The sequence below is a fragment of the Ancylomarina sp. genome, assembly GCF_041555295.1.
Taxonomy (GTDB): domain Bacteria; phylum Bacteroidota; class Bacteroidia; order Bacteroidales; family Marinifilaceae; genus Ancylomarina.
Window position 1 is genome coordinate 1 of sequence record NZ_JBFFKR010000050.1, and the last position, 17,169, is coordinate 17,169.

Sequence of the window (17,169 nt, forward strand, 5' to 3'; positions counted from 1 at the left end):
AATATAGTTGCAATTGTAGGTCGTCCTAATGTTGGGAAATCTACACTTTTTAATCGTTTAACAGGAACTCGTAAAGCGATTGTAAACGAAACAGCGGGTGTAACTCGTGATAGAAATTACGGTAAGGCAGATTGGAATGGAACAGAGTTTTCTCTAATTGATACAGGTGGGTTTTCTATTAATTCGGATGATGTTTTCGAAGATGAGATTCGTAAGCAAGTTATGTTAGCGATTGAGGAATCAGATGCCATCTTATTTGTACTAGATGTAAGACATGGACTAACCGATTTCGATGAGGCGGTAGCGAAGATTCTTCGTCGTACCAAGAAAAAGGTTTATGTCGTTGCCAATAAGGCTGACAACAGTGAATTGATTTATGCTGCCAATGAATTTTATTCTTTGGGAATAGGAGAAATGGTTTACCCTATTTCTTCGGTAAATGGTTCAGGAACGGGAGATTTGCTTGATGCTTTAGTTGGTGATTTTATTGAGAAGCCAGAAGAAGAAGATCTGGATTTGCCTCGTATTGCTTTTGTTGGTCGTCCTAATGTAGGAAAATCTTCAACCGTGAATGCTTTATTAGGTGTTGAAAGAAATATTGTAACTGATATTGCGGGTACGACTCGTGACTCTATTCATACACGTTTCCAAGGTTTCGGTCATGATTTTATCATGGTTGATACAGCTGGAGTTCGTAAGAGACCAAAGGTGAATGAAGACCTGGAGTTTTATTCAGTAATGCGTTCTATTCGTACAATTGAAAGTGCTGACGTTTGTGTTTTGATTTTAGATGCCGTTCGTGGTCTTGAGGCTCAGGATTTGGCGGTTCTAGACATCATTATGAAAAACCGTAAAGGTTGTGTCATCATGGTTAATAAGTGGGATTTGCTTGAGAAAGAAACGAATACCATGAAAGAGTTTGAAGCCGAGATTCGTAATAAAATGGCTCCTTTTGTCGATGTGCCAATCATCTTTACATCAGCAGTTGAAAAAGTACGTCTGATTAAAGTTTTAGAATCAGCTATTGAGGTTTACGAAAATCGTGTTCGTAAAATCAAAACTTCAGAGTTGAATAAGGTTATGCTTAAGGCTATAGAGCGCATTAGACCAGCGGCTGTGAAAGGAAAATTTATCCAAATCAAGTTTGTTTCTCAGTTGCCAACTTATGCTCCAACTTTTGTGTTCTATTGTAACCTGCCTCAGTATATTCAGGATTCATATAGACGTTATCTCGAGAATCAGATTCGTGATAATTGGAATTTCTCAGGAGTGCCAGTTCAAATCTTAATGAGAAAAAAATAATACAGTTGCAATTTTTATAAACTGTATTGTAATAAAATATTAAACGTGTATTTGTATCTATAGTGATACGAATACACGTTTTTTTTAATTTTGCATAAATACCTACATATTGGTATTGCAGCTCAGCTTTACTGAAGCTATTTTTGTCATAACAAATCAAAGCTAAGGAAGCTGAAATCAAATGAAGATCGAGAAATCTTTTGCCATAATATTTCTTTCTTAGTGTTAATATTTCATTCGATTTCAGTTTTTCTATTTTATACATGAGAGCTCTTTTCAGACTAAGATGTCTGTTTTTGAGCTCTCATCTTGTTATCTACAGAATAATGTGTAATTTAAATCATCAATCATTAAAAAGCGATCATATGCGTATTACAAAGGATATGAAAATGGCAGATGTCATTCAAATGAATTACATGTTGATTCCTGTAATCTATCGTTTTGGAATCAATTTAGGTTTCGGCGATAAAACAGTGAAGGAGATTTGTGATGAGACTAATATTGATCTTAACTTCTTCTTACAATTGGTTAATACATACCATGATAAAGATTATTTCCCTAAGGAAGAATTGCAGTCAATCCCATCAAAGGATATTGTAGCTTATCTGAAAATGACACACTCAAGTTATTTGAACGAGAAGCTTACTGAGATTGAAGATTTAATTGAATCATTGCAGCATGCTGAAGCCGAAGATGAGAAATACATACTCCTGATAAGAAATTTTTACGAAGGATATAAAAATGAATTAACAGAGCATATTATGCACGAGGAAGAAGTTGTTTTTCCTTATGTATTGGCTGTTGAAGAAATTTGCAATACAGGTCTTATTTCTGATCGTAATAGAAAGATATATGAATCATTTTCAATTTCCAGATATCAAGACGCTCATGATGATGTGGAAGAAAAGTTGATGGATTTAAAGACCATCATGATAAAATATTTGACCCCACCTTTGAACACCAGTTTATATCATAAAATTATTCAGTTACTCTTTATGCTGGAACAGGATTTGAATTACCATTCCCGAATTGAGGATAAGGTTTTGATACCGAAGATGATTTCCATGGAAAAGAATGTTACTGAACTGATTTAAATTGAAGCTATGAATAATATTACGATTGTAGTTGCTGAAGCTTCATACCTGATTCAAAAAGGACTGGATACCATTCTTAAAAATTTAGGAGATAATCAGGTTATTCAGAAAATGGACAAGGCCGAAGGATTATTTGAAAGTTTAAGCACTCTTAATCCCAATATCCTAATTCTAAACCCCGATTTGTTGGAAGCCAATGCCAAGCTGATTAATGAGGAGTGTGGTAAATTAAAAGCCTGCAAGCTTGTGATTATATCAAACGATGATGAGGCTGAAAATAAATATTCGGCTGATGCATTTATCCATTATAATGATGGACAAAACAAGATATTAACCTGTTTAGAAAGTTTGAAAGATGCTATAGTTAAGAAGAATAAAAATGTAAAATCAGATGAACCTATTAGTGCTCGTGAGAAAAATATATTAAAACACATTGCTCTTGGTTTAACCAATAAAGAAATTGCTGATCAATTGTTTATTAGCATTCATACTGTGGTTACACATCGAAAAAATATTACTCATAAATTAGGTATCAAATCAGTATCAGGTTTAACGGTTTATGCTATCCTGAATAATTTGATTGCCATGGATGAGGTTAAATAGATAATGAGTGATTGCATATATAAGCAATCCTCACTATCATGCTAACTTCGGTATTTTAATGTAAAAACAACTTCCTTTACCCAGTTCTGATTCGACCCAAATTTCTCCTCCAGCTTGTACCACACTATTTTTTACAATGGCAAGTCCCAAGCCCATTCCACTCGACTTTGTAGTGAAGTTTGGATAGAAAAGCCTTCCCTTTATCTTAGGGTCAACACCTTTACCATTGTCTTTAACAGAAGTCAACCAATATTCATTCTCTTCTTTCAATTCCACTAAGATTAGTCCTTCCTGATCGCTTGGAATAGATTCAATCGCATTATTTAAAAGATTGACATAGATTCGAACAAATTGCTCCCTGTCAAGGCTAGCCATGGCCTTTTCAATTCCATTTAAGTTTAGCTCAATTTCATGCTTGTCGTTTTGATACAATGAAAAGGCATGTTTTAATATCTCGACCAAATTCAAATCCTCAGATTTTAATTCAGGCATTTTTGCAAAGTTTGAGAATGCCGTAGCAATGGACGAAAGCGTGTCTATTTGATGAATAAGTGTTTCGCTGACTTGCTTTAAGTGCTTACCCCAATCCGGAGACTGATCATCGTAACGACGTTGCAAAAATTGAATACTCAATTTCATAGGTGTAAGAGGATTCTTTATTTCATGTGCAACCTGTCGAGCCATCTCTCTCCAAGCTGATTCTCGTTCTGATTGGGCTAGTAACTCTGCTGACTGTTCCAAATCAACCAGCATCTTATTGTACACCTTAACTAAGCTGCCTATTTCGTCGTTTTTAGTGTATTCAATAGCTGTGCTATGCTTGCCCAAACGTGTGCTCTGTAATTTATTTTCAATCAGTCTTAAAGGCTGAGTAATCTTATTGGAAATGATGACTGAGACGAAAATGGCAATCAGAATCATAAACAGATGCAGGTTGATCCCAGTAAGGATTAAGTTGAAAAGTTCTGATTTTAGATCCTGACTTTTTATGAAATAAGGGAGATTGATAAAAGCTAAACGCTTGTTTTCGGCATCAACCAGACTTTCATAAGCCGAGAGATATTCCATATTGCCAATCTGTTCTTTATGTATAAAGTGAGTTCGTTCTTTATGGAAGAGTTGATAAAAAGCAGAAAAATTCATCTGCTTGCCCTGCAGTTTTTTATCAAATATTTCTTGACGCGATGAGGCGATCAATTCTCCTTTGATACTGTAGAGATGTATGTCGGCGAAGATCAAATTAGATATTTGCTGCAACCTTTCAGTAATGACATTTTTATCAGGATTGAACTGGAGCTCAGGAAGAATTTCCTGCTTTATAATCTGTAATTTCTCTCCTAATTCTTTATTGTGCTTCTGATTGAACTGTTCAATATTATAATAAATGCTACCACCTCCCAGTAGAAGGAAGAAAAGCATCAAAACAGCAGTTATCGAATATTGGATACGATATTTAAAACTATACTTTAACCTCAGGCGCCATGGGAATCGCTCTATAAAGCCAATAACGAGTGTGAAAATATAGAAAAGGATAAAGATGTAAGGGATGCTTATATATTTCTTAAACCAGGTGATTTCAGGTGAACTTAACACAAGAGAATTCTCGCCAAACCGGTAAATAAGGTGCGAGAAATGATCTAGTTTTATCAAAGAATGACTGTCTTGTGATTTACCAAAACTTGCATCGTTTAAGTAATAGTTGAACTCTCCAGACGAAGCAATAAGTTTACCCTTCCGATATTTTCCAAAGGAATAATCTTTCCCCGTTGCTTGAACTCGAACCTCTTCATCGAGAAGAAGATCTGGATAACCCAGACCTTGCGATCTTGATTTAGAATCGAGACGAATAAAAATACGGTGACTATTCTTTTTTGATGATTCAATTTCAATCTTCCCCACATAGGAAATCATCCCATCGTATTCGTTTAAGTTATAGAAATTACTACCAACGATAATTTCACCATTCTTGAGAATCATCTCCTCGAAGAATTCATAACAGTTTCGAATTTGATTATCAGGTTCTACATTTAGCTCATCTTTTTCACCACAAATTGTGATTTGCACGTGAAATTGTTCCCAGTAGCCAGCTAAGAAATTGCGTTGTAGATAGTCTATGATTTTATTCTCGTTGGAAAGAAGCTTGTTACAAAGTTGTTTTAATTTAGGATCAGCCTTTATCTCTTTCTCTAATTCAATAAGTAAAGCTTCTGATATAGGACTGTATTCTGAATATAGGTTAAGTGTCTCAAGAACACGTATCTGCTTTTCCTTTTGATCTGAAAAAGTGTTTATTCTATTACTAATAAAAATAGAAACGCACAGCAGCAAGCTGATAAAAAAGGTATGTAGGTAATTAGGCTTAACAAGTTTATCGATGAGAATAATTGCTGATAATAGCGAAAATTCGAAAGCTAATTCCAACCAATCGATTGGCATTCCCATTATTTTTTTTGAAAGAGATATGATGCCAAAGAAAAGAATGATTGTTAAAAATCTGAAGGGTATTGAGATCTTATCTTTAATGCTTCTATTGGTGAGTTTGCCTAGAAGAATAAGGCCATAAAATAGTTGAATTAATACAACTAAACCAAACATGGAATACATCCAATTGCTTTTAATTTCAAACATTTGGAAGGATAAACTCGAATCTAAAACCAGGTTTTTAAATAGAATGCTGATGGTCGCATATAAAAGATAAAAGAATATCAGATTAATGAATAAGAAAATATAGTTGTACGTCAGAGCTTTATTTCTTAGCATAACCTGATAGGGAAAATACTTGGTGTAAGCATAAATAAAACTGAAAATGAAGAAGCTATTTATGGCAAAATCTCCCAAAGAAGGAAAGTAGAATGAAGATGCAAAAAGGACCGGTGAGAAGAGCTCCATGCTTGAGAAAACATTGGGAATGCCTTTGCTTAGCATGATATATCGGAGCCAGATCAATAGAAAACCAAAGGCAAGAATACCAATGCTACGGAACCATAGCTTTTTTCGCATCCGAATAATTTGAATAGCCAATAAAACACCAAACAGTATACTTAAGAAGTAGAAATAGACCGCCTTATTAAAATCGGGCTGAGATAGAAAATTGTCCTTTTCTTTTTCTAAACTGAAGAGGGCTTCCCCTTTGCTATTCTTAATTGCATTCGGGTCATTTTCATGAATATGTACAATGAAGGAGTCAGATAAATCGAATGCTCTTGCAAAATGGTTTTTTAGGTATTCATTCTCGTAGGTATATTCCCTTTGGATCAATATTAGCCCGATGAGTTGTTTCTTGGCAACCTTCGTTTTTTTGATGTAAAACCAGGCATTGTCAATGAATTCAACTTGAGATTCAAATTTTTTATTGATAATGGATAGGGGGAGGTTGATTGAATTATTACTCCAATAAATCAGGCTGTCATTCTCAACCGCAAATAAGGATAATTCTTTATCCTTTAGTTCAGCCTCTTCTTTATTAAGGTTATCATTTTCAGGAATAAACTCATTTCTTTTCGATAAAGTCTCAGCCAGGAAACTTATATATTTATCTAGTAAGGCCTCTTTTTCAAGAAAAACCTTTTGAAAATGATCAAGTTTTGTCTGAGAATTCTTGTCGGCACTTGACTGATAGTCAGTTCTTATTCCAATTAGGATTGAAAGCGAAAAGACAACGCTTAGGAAGATGATGAGTTTATTTTTTTTCAAGACCTGGGCTATAAGTGATAATATATGAATTCAATCCAGATGCTTTGAACAAGTATGATGCCAATTCTATTGAAACATCAATCATTTAGCTGATTTAGATCGAAATTTATACAGCTCTTAAATTAGCATAATTTAGTGAGATGATCAAACGTGATGGTAAGGTTCGTTGCGCAGGATAGTCATTGCTCTATAAAGCTGTTCTGTAAATATCATACGAATCATCTGATGTGAAAAGGTCATCTTGGAAAGGGAGATTTTCCCCTGTGCTTGCTGGTAGACCTCTGGAGAGAAACCGTAGGGGCCACCTATCACAAAAATAAGGTTTTTGATACCGCTAAGCATTTTTTGTTCAATAAATTGTGAGAAAGCGGTTGACGAAAACTCTTTGCCCCCTTCGTCTAATAGAATCATTAAATCACCACTTTTCACTTGTGCCAAAATTAATTCACCTTCCTTTTGCTTTTGCTGCTGCTCCGATAGATTCTTGGTATTTTTTATATCGGGAATAATCTTCATCTCGTAAGGCATGTAGTGTACCAACCTTTTTTGATATTCCTCAATGCCTTTTATTACAAAGTCTTTATCTGTTTTTCCAATGACAAGTAAGGTGGTTTTCATATTTGATAGGCTGATTTATTAAACAAATTTCAGAGTTTAGATTAAACTATTTACTCTTTTATTCGTCTACGATAAGTGACAAAGTTTTTGATAGGACAAAGATAGGGGCTGAAAATTTGAAATAAAATATAAAGAGGCGTTTAATCATGATAATGAAGTGAAAAGATAAATTTTTAAACAGTTTCTTATTACCTTGCGTTTTAAGTTCAGCATGATATTTGTTCTAAAGAGTTTGAATTTACGATAAACATTCATTTTATGAGATTTTTAAAATACATACTTATCATTGCCATTCAGGTTTTGAGTTTCACAAGTTTTGCACAGCAAGATCAAGAACAGGCTTTACCAAAGGGCTTGGTGACTGCTTTCCAACAAGGGAACAGTATTAGCTTGGCGAGTTTTTTCAGTGATAGAATTGAATTGAAGATTCAAGATAAGGAAGCAATTTATAGCCGATCACAAGCTAAGCAGATTATGGCGAAGTTTTTTGAGAAATATAAACCTAAGAGTCTAAAGAAAAAGCATATTGGGGGCAAAGCTGATTCGCCTTACTTTATTGGAACCTTATTCACCAATAATGGCAATTTTAGAACCACTTTTTTGCTCAAAGGCGATGGGGATAAGGCTATCATTCATCGACTGAGTATCGAGGTAGAATAGTATTTAAATAAAGAATATAAAATTAGGGGCTATCGATAATTCGATAGCCCCTAATTCATTTATAAACCTAATGTTTTCTGTGCTTCTTCCGACTTTAACTCCCAGTCAATAGGCTCAAGGCCTTGTTCTTTTAAATAAGTGTTTGTCTGGCTAAAAGGCTTACTTTTAAAAAAGCCTCGGTGAGCTGATAGTGGGGAAGGGTGTGCCGATTTCAGAATGAAATGCTTTTTTCTATCTATTTGAAGCCCCTTTTTGTGAGCATATGAGCCCCATAAGATAAATACAAGCTTTTCTCTTCTTTCAGATAAGGCTTTTATGGCGGCATCAGTAAATTCTTCCCATCCTTTATGCTGATGAGAACCTGCTTCGTTGGCTTTAACAGTTAGGGTTGCATTTAATAGAAGGACACCTTGCTTTGCCCAATCTTCAAGGTTTCCTTTGCTCGAAATAGGAATGTTTAAGTCTTTGTTTAGCTCCTTATAAATGTTGCGTAAGCTAGGAGGGAATCTCATCTTATCATTCACTGAAAAAGCTAATCCATTAGCTTGATTAGGACCGTGATATGGATCCTGACCTAGTATAACAACCTTTATATCTTCGAATGGACATGTATTAAAAGCTTTGAATATTAACTCCTGAGGAGGATAAATTTCATTTTCTTCGTACTCGCCATCAACAAATTGTTCTAATTGTTTAAAGTAAGACTTTTCAAATTCAGGGCTGAGATGTTCTTCCCAGCTATCGCTTATATTTTTATTCATAACTTTTTCTATTTTATGCGAAGGTACGATTTATTGACGAAACGGTTTGATGATGTGATAATATGGTGATGAGATGATGTGTTGATTTGATGATCTGAAGATCATTTCTGCGAATATCTGTTGTATCTGTGGGAATTCATTTGTTGTGAGAATTTAATGCAAAAAGAAAGGGACCTCAGCCATTGGCTGAAATCCCTTTTGATTGTTAGTCGGTATCCTTATTGGGTCGTTTTTCTTTTTTTTCAAAAAAACTATAATCAATTTGATTACATGCAGTGAATATACTTTTGTACAATAGTCATAATCTCTTCATGATGTCCCAGAACACGATCGTTAAGACCATTGTCGTTGTATGCCTTAAGGTTAGCTGCAACGGCATCTAAAGTTCCAGAAGGAAAGATGTTGTTGTTTTCGAAAACCTCACGTTTAGCCAATAGGCTATCAGCGCTCTCGAAACAACAAGTTGGCAATTGCTCTAATTTTTCAAGTCTTTCAGTGAAGTTTTCACTAAAGATATCCATATCAACATATAAAGCTTCGGCTCTTTCAAGAGCTTTTTCATCTTCTAAACCGTGCTGTACAGCTACGATCAAACCAGCAACTAGCATATAAATGTCTGCAGATCCATCAGGCACACGGAACTCGAAAGTTTGCTTGCTTGAGAAGTCGCGAGTATCAGCTTGCTGCTGAGGATTCACCTCTTTAATCATATCTTTAGAACCTAACCATCCAAGAGGTACACGTACCAATACAGAACGGTTACGATCTCCCCAACATACATAAGTTGGCGCTTCCTGATGAGGAACCAAACGTAAATATGAAGTAGGAATTGTATTACCAAAGGCTGTTAAAGGACCAGCAAGATCCATAATACCAGCAATACCTTTTTTAGCAACATCGCTTAGTTTACCATTCTCAACACATAGGTTTTTACCATCTTTCTCAAGCATCATGTGAATATGAAGACCTGATCCGGCTTTACCTACGGTAATTTTTGGAGCCCAGCTTACTAGCGCACCTTCGCGAGCTGCCAACATACGAACGATCCATTTACCAATCAATAGTTGATCTACTGCATCTTCTGCTTCAACTGGAATGAATTCAATTTCGTGCTGCTCGTAACCATCTTCGCGAATAATAAAATTACCTACTTCTGTGTGAGCATATTTGATTTTACCACCACATTGAGCAATAAGAACCATTGCCTCGCGACGTAAATTTTCCCACTGAGTAAAGGGTTGACAATCATGGTATCCTTTTTGGTCTTCACCAGGATAAAGATCTGCTTTTGCACTCTTAACATAGTACTCAAGCTCACCCATTGCTTTGAAAGTCATGCCTGTTTTTTCTTTGAAACAGTTGTGTGCTTTCTTAAGAATATGCTCTGGTGCACTTTCTAAAGGCTCACCTTGAGCTGTGTAGAAAGAACAAAGGATATCCAAAGTTGGAATCTCTGAGAATGGGTTTAAGAAAGCAGTTTTGAAACGTGGAATCACGTATAGGTCACTAGAACCTGCTTCGATAAAAGGGAATAGACTAGATCCATCAACACGCTCACCAGTACTTAAGATACTGTCAAGATGATTACGGTCAGTTATAATAAAGTTTAATGTTTTTAATTTACCATCGTTAGCTACGTAACGAAAGTTGATCATCTGAATGCCATTCTCTTCGATGTAACGAATCAAATCCTCTTTAGTGAATTCACTTGGCATTTTCTGTAAGTACTGAACCAACTTGTTTGGGTTCAAAGCAACTGAAGCATTTGTCATGATGCAATTATTTATTTAATGTTTGTGTTTTTAGCTTTGACTGATGTGGGCATTTTTTATTAATGACTCATTATAATAGGTATAAATTATAACGATTGCATGCTTGCACCTGTGTCTTTCTTTCAATTGCTAAAATAGATGAGATACCCCTTGCTTTCCAAGCCGAACAGTGGAATTCGGATATTGCACAAAAAGGCTTCGTAAGTATTGATTCTATTGGATTTGTGTCAGTCTTATGACTACTTATGGAGAGCGTTCTTTTCTGTTGTACAGCACTTTGTTTTTGAGCATTCGACCCCTAAAAAAGTGAATTTCATAAGGAGCCCCCCTTTTCAATGGCAGTGGGGCGAAAAAGGATATGTTTTTAATATACTTGCTCCCTATTGGGGATGTGGTAGTCTTCTTTTATAAGTTACTATTTACTGAAAACACCCTCTTTTTAATCACCCCCCATACAAAACGTCATTTTTTGGTCTTGATCGCGAAATAAATGAACTATTTTACTCGAAAATGGCGTGAAAATAAAACAAACCCCCGTATTTTATTCTTTCTTATTCTTCGCCCATTTTAATACTGTTAAGTATATGTGCTTGTAGCCTCATTCTATTATTTTGGAAGGGTGAATTTCTGCGAGGTTCTTTTATTCCACTGTAATAATAACTCTGTTTTCTAGTTTTGGATGTAGCGTTTTTCTTTTTTCACAGTATGCGGACAAGATTTCGTAATCGGCTTTCGCTTGCGATTCATCAATTATAATTTCGAAATCGCCTTCTAGTTTATTTAGGAGATAGCTGTTTAAACTTAAAGTGAGCCACTCGTCATCCTTAAGTTCTTCGTTTTCGTGCTTGATTATAATCTTCTTGTTTTTGGCTGAATAGATATAGGATATACCTGATACGTGGAGTAGATTTCCACTTTTATCTTCAACGCTGCTTATTAGTATTTCCTTTAGTTCGGAGACAGTTAAAGCGATTTGACAGATTTTATTTCCAAAAGGGAGTAATGATCGAGCTGATTTCACCGTGAAATCTCCAGCAGGAATATCAGTTCGAATACCCGAACCATTAATAATAGCGACGTCGGATTGTTGATATTCTCTAAAGGCATCCGTAATGAGATTACCAGCTAAACTTTCTTTTTCGATGCCGTTTCGAAAACTTAAGGGTACCTCAAGTATACTCAGGGTTCTCGATAGTTGTTGTTCTATGTCCATTTGATAATACTGTTCCAATGCCAATAGAGTAGAGTCAGATGCAACTTTGTCATCCAAAGGGATGATATTAATTTTAGGATTCTCATTTTTTAAGAGGCTAACTTGGGCAACTGAACTCATATTACCAGCAGTCGAAACAATTGGCGTGCTTCCTTTATAAAAGATATTACTCTCGTGCTCGAACTGTTCTTCGGTAAGGATTAAATCAATCTCAGGAAACTGATCTAGAATTTGTCTATTATTTTCCAGATTGGTCTGACTCAATACAACGATGAAATCAGCTTTTATCAAGTCATCATTCGTCATCACTTCAGTAAGGGCGACTATCAGATCTTCCTGCAGAACATGATTATCCTTTGCACTCGTGTTCATTGCATCGGTTAGGCCCAGAAAAGCAATCTTAAGATCATTGACCTCCTGAATGATATAGGTAGGTAAATTTGCAAAGGTGTCGCCATCTCTATTTTTTAGGTTTGAACTGAACCATTTTGCGTTTGATTTTGATATTAAACGGATGCAGTGTGCAGCACCAAAATCGAATTCGTGCTGACCAAAGTTGCAAAGGTCAACCGGTATCTGATTAAAAGCTTCAATCATAGGAAAGCCCTTATACATCCCACCAAAGAGAACACCACCACATAAATCGCCACCATGCAAAACAATGGTATTGGGATTTGTTTCTTTTATCTGATCGACTATTGTTTTTAATCGAGCCATTCCTCCACGCCCTCCTTTTACATCATCCAAAGGGTAAATTTGATGTGCATCATTAAAATAAACTAAATCGACCTTTTGAGCTTGTGAAGAGAAGGAGAAAATTAAGAGGAAAATGAATAGAAATCTTTGGTTCATGATGCTTACTACTTTATATTTTGGGTTTATATCGCTTAAAATTAACAATTTGAATCAAATATGCCTATCCGTAATTTTATTACTTATCAAAAATAGGCCAGCTGTTTTTATTTCTTCACTTTTAGAGGAGATGTCTGAAGGACTGGGGGATGTGTTTCTATTAATTTTCGTTGAAGGTGTTTTTCTTTTAGATAATTCTCAATACGCCTAAGCCAAACCACAACTATAGCAAACAAAACACGTGGAATAATAAGAACAGGAATTGAGTAACCCAAACTTAAAAACAGAAGAGGATCTTCCAGTTGCGAATGCGATATGGCAAGATGGTGATTCAGAAGATCGCATTCCTTTTGTTTAAGCTGACCTTCTTCAACTTTCTGAAGCATTACAGCAGAACCATAAGCCAGGCCAATGGTATTCCCAATCATCCATAGGAAAGAAGACTCCTTGGGTAAGCCCATCAATTTCATAAATGGCGATAGGGGTTTGGTCAGATATTTTAAAATGCCGAATTCCTCCAGGCAGCGCTGTACAATGAGAAGCGCGTTAACCAGAATGACAATTTTTAGTAGAGTGGCACCAATTTGAGGTAACCATGCGATAATGGCTTGTGTTAAATCACCGTTCTGAGTTTGATAAGAGTATGTGCCATCGGACGGGCTACCCGGTAGAATAAAATTGAGCAGACCACCAATAATAAAACTAGAGACTAAGCGTAGCAAGAGCATGCGCGTTGCCGAAGAGCCTGTTTTTTTAAGAATAGCGGTTTCGATAAGGAAGCCGTGAGAGATGAGGCACATTACAGCCAATATGGTTCCATCACGAACAGGTAGTGCCAGGGTGGTGAGAACAGCCACAACCGAATAAATATTGGTGAAGATGCTGGTGATTAAAACCAGTGCCGCAACCCCGGGCAGACCTATAATTTGAAAAACGGGACTGGTATATTCAGCCATAATAATCAGCAAACCGAAGTAATCCAATAAGAGAACAGCGAATGAAACGGGTAGGGTGAGTTTGATGAGCCAGATGGAGGTTTTTAAACCCACAGGCCAAGCCTGTTTCACACACATTAATAATCTGTTATTGAAATCTTTCATGAGATTCGGTTTGCAAGTTTGAATTTGCAAAACTAAAAATAATTCGGTTGTGTCCGACCTTATTCAATAGCTATTTTACGAGATAAACAGCTTCCTCTTCGGAAGACGTTTATGTGTTTTTTTTACCGCTAATCCCGAAAAAAACTCGGGAGCTATGTTTCTCGCAAAGCTCGGATAGAAGAAAATTCTAATTTGTGTTCATCTGTGTAATTTGTGGACAGTTTCGTTTTCTCTTTTTAACCGTAAAGGAATAAGTTTTTATCTGCGCTCATCTGCGAAATCTGCGGGAGACAAGCAATTACTTTATCAGATCAACAGATTCTGCATTTACGACTTGCATTAAATCATTGGGCTGCAACTTAACTCTAAACTTCACTTTCCCACCACTCACAATAAGTTGCTCCATTTTGCTTGAGCTAAGTTCGAGAAAGGTTTTGTAAAGTTTTTTCATACCGATAGGCGAACAGCCCCCCTTAATATAACCTGTGTTTGGCAACAGTTCTTTTTCAGGAAGCATCAATATTTTTTTCTCTTGGGCAGCTGTAGCGGCTTTTTTGAGATCCAGCTCCTTATTAAGGGGAATAATAAAGACATAGAGTTCGTTGCTGCCACCACGAGCCACCAGCGTTTTGTGAATGAGTGAGGCGTCCAGATCAGGATTGTCTGAATATCCCATGTGAGAAGAGTCTTTAGCCTCGTAGCTAATTTTGTTTTTATCCAGAATTCGTAATGCGTTTGTCTTAGTCGTCTTGGCCATAATCGTTTTTTTCAATCGATGAGGCGAAGTTAGGAAATCTGTCTATTTCACCCAATGTGCGGAAAGTTTTAATACGCAAAGTGCGCAAAGAGACGGGCTGAAATCTTTGCGTTCTTTGTGATTTGTCTGCTTACTCTGCGTGGAATAAAGGAATTATTGAGGCTATTATTTTCGACGATATGTACTTTGCACAATCGCATCTAGAAAGATCTCCGATTTATGCAGATTAAAAGCCATTTCATTTTCTAAGTTGCCAAACAGAGAATGACCACCACCCAATAGAATCGGAATAGTCGTTAAAATTATTTCATCAATTAAATCTTCTTTAAGGAATGACTGGATAACCTGACCACCATCGATATAAAGTGAATAATGCCCCTTTTGATGTATTGTTTTGAGCACTTCGGTAGGAGAACCCTTAATCAGTTCTACCTTATCCTGATATTCTGGATCGATAGATTCCAGACGATTACTTAAAACAAAAACGGGTACAGTGTAAGGCCAGTCGCAATCGAAATTACTTACCGTCTCGAAGGTCGTTCGCCCCATTACAATGGCATCAACACGATTTATAAATTTCGTGTAGCCCATATCTATTTGCTCTGGGTTAGGGGTTGAGAATAACCAATCTAAACCACCCTTTTTATCAGCGATATAGCCGTCTAAACTCTGTGCAATAAACACGAGGTTTTGTTTTTCTTTTGCTTGCATAAATGTAAAGCTATAATTTTTACCGCTAATCCCGAAAAAACTCGGGACGCTAAGTTTTCGCAAAGTCCGCAAAGAAGAATCTTCCGTGCTCATGCATGTATGGTAAGGCTATATAGATTTTATCGGAAAGAAGTTTGATGCGTACTTTGTCAGTCTGCCGTGAGGCGTGATAATTAGATGTCCACAGAGAGCCGACAAGGATCAGACTGACTTGATTCTTTTGTTTACTTTTCTCATTTAAGGAGAAAAGTAAAAGCCTAGCGGCTTGAGCGAAAAGATTAAAAAATATTATCTATAGCGTAATCACATCGCCTGCCGCATACTTGATGGTGCCAAATTCGTTGTAAAAATGAACCAGAGTAGGAAAATCGACACAATGCATAGGGTAAAGATGCTCTACATTCTGCATTTTAAAATACTCAATTGTTTTTCTTACGAGAGCCTCATTTTTTTTATTCAGATGGAAGCCACCCACCACAGCATAAAGCTCCTGGCCTGTTACCTCCTTGGCATGTTCGCATATATTGCAAATGCCGGCATGTGAGCAACCCGTAAGTACGATTGCACCTTTTGCCGTTGTTATGGCTATGGCTGAATCGTCTAGCATAGGATTACCTTTATGTTCTCCTTTTTCGAAACTCGTTCTCCTTGGAATTTCGCCCAAATAGAAAACCCCTGGAGCGAACTCTAAACTTTTTTCACTTGCGATGATTTCAAAGTCACGATTAAATAAATCGGCCTTATCTGCCGAAACTTTCTCAAGAATATGGGGGTGTAGAATAAGTTTTTTCTTCTCCTTAAACTCATGACTCAGCATACCGCTCGTATGATCCCAATGGTGATGCGATAGCACAACAAAATCGCTTCGATTTAGATCGATACCCAGTGCATTAGCATTGTGCTTGTATAAATCGGTATGTCCTGTGTCAAAGAGAATCTTGACCTGTTCTGTTTCCACAAAAGCTGAAAAGCCCCATTCCGATCGACAAAATCGAGCTGCTCTTTTGCTTGTTTCGTTTTCGCAGAGTATGGTGATTTTTGTTTCCATTGTTTTTATTTGTATCGTACGGGAAAGCGTTCAACCTTGTGTTTTAAAATTCAGTTTTGCAATCCTGACATTTGTACACACTTTTTAGATTATTGAATGGTGTAGAAATTAAAAGTGAGATGATAATAACAAAGATTTTTCTGATTTTGTTTTTGCCTAAGCTGAATTTGATCTTGCTTGATTGACAGTTGGGACAAACGTGTTCTTGTTTGGTGTTCAATTCTAAAATTTCACTTGCCGTATCGTAATCAAGATCACTTATCATGATTTGAATGCCTGAATTTAGGATGCGATTATAGTGCGGCATTAAATTCGAGAAATTCTCATTAGTAATAAAGGTTTCGATACCTTCATTTTTGAGACGACCTTTAATTAGGTTGGCTTCAACTGAAGAGTCACATGTCATTAATCGAATGATGCTCATAATTCTGAGTTTATATAGATGAGGAGTGATTTGTGATGATAAAGAATTCGCTGCAAAAGTAATGAAACTGAGCAGCAAATTATATAAGGTCTTGGCTCGAATTAATTACCCAACGCTGCCGCACGATTATATTGTGTGGTTTATAATTTAGCGGAACGCGATACAACCGAGCGTAGCGAAGCTAATCGCCCACCAGCAGTGGAATCAATCTGCTGTTTTAAAATTCAGCTTTATGTTATTCTTTTTGTAGTATCTGAGGTATAGTCCTAACACAGCAGAAGTTGAGCCTATTATGTAGGGTGTTATTAATATATTATTTGTTTTCAATATACTTTCTGTGAATAAATCAGTTAATGCTAGTACTAAAAGCATATTACTAACAAGCCAAAGCAAGCCAAATATTATTAGTGTTTTTTTTGTTGGGTTTTTATACCAATTAATCTCTTTCGACATGATATTCTTTTTTCTTTAAATGTGTGGTAACGTTCCCCAGCGCTGCCGCACGATTATATGTGTGGTTTATAATTTAGCGGAACGCCATACAACCGAGCGTAGGGAGCT

Annotated in this window: 14 protein-coding genes; 4 read left to right on the forward strand and 10 right to left on the reverse strand. The window is 36.4% G+C overall.

From position 1 onward, the window contains the following. The 3 genes from der to ABY905_RS05960 all read left to right on the forward strand — a co-directional run. A partial coding sequence (gene der / locus ABY905_RS05950) for a ribosome biogenesis GTPase Der (protein WP_372641543.1) occupies positions 1-1,302 on the forward strand: 1,302 nt, incomplete at its 5' end. Between the two features lie 365 nt (positions 1,303-1,667). Beyond that, positions 1,668-2,396 (forward strand): hypothetical protein, encoded by a 729-nt coding sequence (locus ABY905_RS05955; RefSeq protein ID WP_372641545.1) that lies wholly within the window; start codon positions 1,668-1,670, stop codon positions 2,394-2,396. A gap of 9 nt (positions 2,397-2,405) precedes the next feature. Then, on the forward strand, positions 2,406-2,999 hold the full coding sequence (locus ABY905_RS05960; protein WP_372641547.1) for a response regulator transcription factor: 594 nt from the start codon (positions 2,406-2,408) through the stop codon (positions 2,997-2,999). Between the two features lie 36 nt (positions 3,000-3,035). Here the strand turns inward: ABY905_RS05960 and ABY905_RS05965 are convergent, their stop codons facing one another. Beyond that, complete coding sequence (locus ABY905_RS05965; RefSeq protein WP_372641549.1) at positions 3,036-6,692, reverse strand: PAS domain-containing sensor histidine kinase; 3,657 nt, start codon at positions 6,690-6,692, stop codon at positions 3,036-3,038. A gap of 144 nt (positions 6,693-6,836) precedes the next feature. Beyond that, positions 6,837-7,310 carry a 23S rRNA (pseudouridine(1915)-N(3))-methyltransferase RlmH gene (gene rlmH / locus ABY905_RS05970; protein WP_372641551.1) on the reverse strand — a complete coding sequence of 158 codons (474 nt, stop codon included), beginning with the start codon at positions 7,308-7,310 and terminating at the stop codon, positions 6,837-6,839. A gap of 258 nt (positions 7,311-7,568) precedes the next feature. Here rlmH and ABY905_RS05975 point away from each other — a divergent pair, with 258 nt between their 5' ends. After that, on the forward strand, positions 7,569-7,970 hold the full coding sequence (locus tag ABY905_RS05975) for a DUF4783 domain-containing protein (RefSeq protein WP_372641553.1): 402 nt from the start codon (positions 7,569-7,571) through the stop codon (positions 7,968-7,970). A 59-nt stretch (positions 7,971-8,029) separates the two neighbouring features. Here the strand turns inward: ABY905_RS05975 and ABY905_RS05980 are convergent, their stop codons facing one another. The 8 genes from ABY905_RS05980 to ABY905_RS06015 form a co-directional block, all read right to left on the reverse strand. Continuing rightward, positions 8,030-8,731 carry a uracil-DNA glycosylase gene (locus ABY905_RS05980; RefSeq protein WP_372641555.1) on the reverse strand — a complete coding sequence of 234 codons (702 nt, stop codon included), beginning with the start codon at positions 8,729-8,731 and terminating at the stop codon, positions 8,030-8,032. A 266-nt stretch (positions 8,732-8,997) separates the two neighbouring features. Beyond that, positions 8,998-10,503: a glutamine synthetase family protein gene (locus tag ABY905_RS05985; protein WP_372641557.1), complete on the reverse strand. Its 1,506-nt coding sequence runs from the start codon at positions 10,501-10,503 to the stop codon at positions 8,998-9,000. Between the two features lie 640 nt (positions 10,504-11,143). After that, entirely contained in the window at positions 11,144-12,568 is a 1,425-nt protein-coding gene (locus tag ABY905_RS05990; protein WP_372641559.1) for a bifunctional UDP-sugar hydrolase/5'-nucleotidase, read from the reverse strand. A gap of 107 nt (positions 12,569-12,675) precedes the next feature. Further along, positions 12,676-13,668 carry a hypothetical protein gene (locus ABY905_RS05995; protein WP_372641561.1) on the reverse strand — a complete coding sequence of 331 codons (993 nt, stop codon included), beginning with the start codon at positions 13,666-13,668 and terminating at the stop codon, positions 12,676-12,678. 298 nt (positions 13,669-13,966) lie between these two features. Then, entirely contained in the window at positions 13,967-14,425 is a 459-nt protein-coding gene (locus ABY905_RS06000; RefSeq protein ID WP_372641563.1) for an aminoacyl-tRNA deacylase, read from the reverse strand. 165 nt (positions 14,426-14,590) lie between these two features. Continuing rightward, positions 14,591-15,136, reverse strand: coding sequence for a dihydrofolate reductase family protein (locus ABY905_RS06005; protein WP_372641565.1), 546 nt, complete (start codon positions 15,134-15,136; stop codon positions 14,591-14,593). A gap of 292 nt (positions 15,137-15,428) precedes the next feature. Next, positions 15,429-16,184 carry an MBL fold metallo-hydrolase gene (locus ABY905_RS06010; RefSeq protein ID WP_372641567.1) on the reverse strand — a complete coding sequence of 252 codons (756 nt, stop codon included), beginning with the start codon at positions 16,182-16,184 and terminating at the stop codon, positions 15,429-15,431. A gap of 43 nt (positions 16,185-16,227) precedes the next feature. Then, entirely contained in the window at positions 16,228-16,608 is a 381-nt protein-coding gene (locus ABY905_RS06015) for a DUF2007 domain-containing protein (RefSeq protein ID WP_372641569.1), read from the reverse strand. Positions 16,609-17,169 lie beyond the last annotated feature (561 nt).

What these genes read in the sequence shown, in the direction of transcription:
- ABY905_RS05980 (WP_372641555.1), bottom strand. Translation starts at nt 8,731, where the DNA reads ATGAATAAAAATATAAGCGATAGCTGGGAAGAACATCTCAGCCCTGAA.
- ABY905_RS05990 (WP_372641559.1), bottom strand. Translation starts at nt 12,568, where the DNA reads ATGAACCAAAGATTTCTATTCATTTTCCTCTTAATTTTCTCCTTCTCT.
- rlmH (WP_372641551.1), bottom strand. Translation starts at nt 7,310, where the DNA reads ATGAAAACCACCTTACTTGTCATTGGAAAAACAGATAAAGACTTTGTA.
- ABY905_RS05975 (WP_372641553.1), top strand. Translation starts at nt 7,569, where the DNA reads ATGAGATTTTTAAAATACATACTTATCATTGCCATTCAGGTTTTGAGT.
- ABY905_RS06010 (WP_372641567.1), bottom strand. Translation starts at nt 16,184, where the DNA reads ATGGAAACAAAAATCACCATACTCTGCGAAAACGAAACAAGCAAAAGA.
- ABY905_RS05955 (WP_372641545.1), top strand. Translation starts at nt 1,668, where the DNA reads ATGCGTATTACAAAGGATATGAAAATGGCAGATGTCATTCAAATGAAT.
- ABY905_RS06000 (WP_372641563.1), bottom strand. Translation starts at nt 14,425, where the DNA reads ATGGCCAAGACGACTAAGACAAACGCATTACGAATTCTGGATAAAAAC.
- ABY905_RS05960 (WP_372641547.1), top strand. Translation starts at nt 2,406, where the DNA reads ATGAATAATATTACGATTGTAGTTGCTGAAGCTTCATACCTGATTCAA.
- ABY905_RS05985 (WP_372641557.1), bottom strand. Translation starts at nt 10,503, where the DNA reads ATGACAAATGCTTCAGTTGCTTTGAACCCAAACAAGTTGGTTCAGTAC.
- ABY905_RS06015 (WP_372641569.1), bottom strand. Translation starts at nt 16,608, where the DNA reads ATGAGCATCATTCGATTAATGACATGTGACTCTTCAGTTGAAGCCAAC.
- ABY905_RS06005 (WP_372641565.1), bottom strand. Translation starts at nt 15,136, where the DNA reads ATGCAAGCAAAAGAAAAACAAAACCTCGTGTTTATTGCACAGAGTTTA.
- ABY905_RS05995 (WP_372641561.1), bottom strand. Translation starts at nt 13,668, where the DNA reads ATGAAAGATTTCAATAACAGATTATTAATGTGTGTGAAACAGGCTTGG.